The sequence below is a fragment of the Micromonospora sp. 15K316 genome (genome assembly GCF_004348525.1).
Lineage (GTDB): Bacteria > Actinomycetota > Actinomycetes > Mycobacteriales > Micromonosporaceae > Micromonospora.
Window position 1 is genome coordinate 1 of the sequence record NZ_SMKG01000385.1, and the last position, 2,372, is coordinate 2,372.

The 2,372-nt window shown below is 73.1% G+C and carries 3 protein-coding genes; 1 reads left to right on the forward strand and 2 read right to left on the reverse strand.

What is annotated here, in order from left to right; translation table 11 throughout:
- Window positions 1-186: 186 nt before the first annotated feature.
- Both E1211_RS31725 and E1211_RS31730 read right to left on the reverse strand, forming a co-directional pair.
- A complete protein-coding gene (locus E1211_RS31725; RefSeq protein ID WP_132353871.1) occupies window positions 187-750 on the reverse strand; it encodes a PH domain-containing protein in 564 nt (187 codons plus the stop codon).
- A gap of 22 nt (window positions 751-772) precedes the next feature.
- Window positions 773-1,003, reverse strand: a complete 231-nt coding sequence (locus E1211_RS31730) for a hypothetical protein (protein ID WP_132353873.1) — start codon at window positions 1,001-1,003, stop codon at window positions 773-775.
- A gap of 242 nt (window positions 1,004-1,245) precedes the next feature.
- On the opposite strand from E1211_RS31730, the gene E1211_RS31735 reads away from it, so the two are divergent.
- A complete protein-coding gene (locus E1211_RS31735; protein ID WP_132353875.1) occupies window positions 1,246-2,352 on the forward strand; it encodes a MoxR family ATPase in 1,107 nt (368 codons plus the stop codon).
- Window positions 2,353-2,372 lie beyond the last annotated feature (20 nt).

The following is a 2,372-nucleotide window of genomic DNA, read 5'->3' on the forward strand; positions in this document are numbered from 1 at the left end:
CTCTCCCAGTACCTGCGCATCGCGCGCAACTTCGACCTGGACCGGCGGAACCCGCGCCTGATGAGCGTCGCCGTCGTGACGTCGGCGAACGACGACTTCATCGATCGCCAGGAGGCGGTCGGCTCGGCCGGGCCGTCGCTCATCGGGCCGGCTCCGCAGCGGCCGGCGACGGGCCGCAGTGGACGGTCACAGCCCCTCCGCCCGATCCTCGCCGAGCGCGGTGAGCCGATCGCGCAGCCGGGACGCCTCGGCCGGGCGCAGCCCCGGCACCCGGGCGTCGCTCGCCGCCGCAGCGGTGTGCAGCTGGACGGTGGCGAGGTCGAAGGCGCGCTCCAGCGGCCCGGCACTGACGTCGACGAACTGCATCCGGGCGTACGGGACGATGGAGAGCCGCCGGACCAGCAGCCCGTGCCGCACCAGCAGGTCCTCCTGGCGCTCGGCGTAGCCCCAGGCCCGCACTGCCCGCACGATCGAGACGGCACGGCCCACGCCCAGCAGCAGGACGACAGCGAGGCCGAGCCCGAAGAGCCAGTGCCCGCTGAGGATCCAGCCGATCACCACGCCCAGCCCGACGACCCCCAGCACGGCGGCGAGCCGGAGCAACTCGACCCAGATCAGGTCCCGGGAGATCGGCTGCCAGCGGACGGTCTCCGGCCAGGGCTCCAGCGGCCCCGGCGGCGGGCCCGGCACGGACGGGGCCGGCAGGGGGCCCGGCGCGGCCGGCGGCTGGTGGGACTCCGCGGCGCTCACCGGGGCGTTCCGTTCTGCGCGCTCACGCTTCGAGCGTAGGCGATCCGGCCAGTGGATCGACCGCACGCAGGAAGCCGCGTGCGTCGAGAAAGTCGCCGAGCGTCTCGCGGTGCGCCGGGCAGGCGAGCCAGGTCTTGCGCCGGTCGGGTTCGTGCAGCCGGGGATTGTTCCACCGCAGCGCCCACGTCGCGGGTGCGTGACATCCCTTGGCCGAGCAGATCAGCGGCTCGTCGGCGGGGGAGAGGGTGCTCATCCCGGCCAGTCTAGGACGGCGGGCGGGAGAGAGGATGAGCGCCGGGCGGCCACGGGGGGAGCCGCCCGGCGACGGGTGAATCGTACACGCGCCGGTGCCCTTTCTGTCCACCCCGAACGTGGCGATCCGGTCGCTCGGGACGCCGTGGCGGAAATCGCCTTCTCCCCACCTCGGTACTCAGCCGGGCATGCGAGTCTTGATACGCACCACGCCGCGACAACCGATCATGCTGTGGAGGACCGGTGGCCCAGCCGACCACGCCCGACGCCCCGACGCCGAACGGAACAGCACCGCAGGCGCCCGCGCCGGTGACCACCCCCGCCGAGGACGCGACCCTGCTGGAGCGGGCGCTCTTCGAGATCAAGAGGGTGATCGTCGGGCAGGACCGGATGGTGGAGCGGATGGTCGTCGCGCTCCTCGCCCGCGGTCACTGCCTGCTCGAAGGGGTGCCCGGGGTGGCCAAGACCCTCGCCGTCGAGACCCTCGCCAAGGTCGTCGGGGGCTCGTTCGCCCGCGTGCAGTTCACCCCCGACCTGGTGCCGGCCGACATCATGGGCACCCGCATCTACCGGCAGTCGAGCGAGAAGTTCGACATCGAACTCGGGCCGGTCTTCGTCAACTTCCTGCTCGCCGACGAGATCAACCGGGCACCGGCCAAGGTGCAGTCGGCGCTGCTGGAGGTGATGAGCGAGCGGCAGGTCTCGATCGGCGGGGAGACCCACCGGGTGCCGGAGCCGTTCCTGGTGATGGCCACCCAGAACCCGATCGAGCAGGAGGGCGTCTACCCGCTGCCGGAGGCGCAGCGGGACCGGTTCCTCATGAAGATCGTCGTCGGCTACCCCACCGACGCAGAGGAACGGGAGATCGTCTACCGGATGGGGGTGGCCGCGCCGGAGCCCACGCCGGTGTTCAGCGCCACCGACCTCGTCACGCTGCAACGCAAGGCCGACCAGGTCTTCGTGCACAACGCCCTGGTCGACTACGCGGTCCGGCTGGTGCTCGCCACCCGGGCCCCGGCCGAGCACGGCATGCCGGACGTCGCGCAGCTCATCCAGTACGGCGCCAGCCCGCGCGCCTCGCTCGGGCTGGTCCGGGCGAGCCGGGCGCTGGCACTGCTGCGCGGTCGGGACTACGCGCTCCCCCAGGACGTGCAGGACATCGCGCCGGACATCCTGCGCCACCGGCTGGTGCTCAGCTACGACGCGCTCGCCGACGACGTGCCGGCCGACCACGTCGTCCACCGCGTGATGGCCACGATCCCGCTGCCCTCGGTGGCGCCGAGACAGCAGGCGACGCCGACGGTCGTCGCGCCGCCCCCGGCCGCCGGATGGCCCGGGCAGCACCCGTGACCTCCGCCACCCCTCGACCC

Coding starts and splice junctions, on each gene's coding strand:
- E1211_RS31730 (WP_132353873.1), bottom strand. CDS start 1,003: ATGAGCACCCTCTCCCCCGCCGACGAGCCGCTGATCTGCTCGGCCAAG.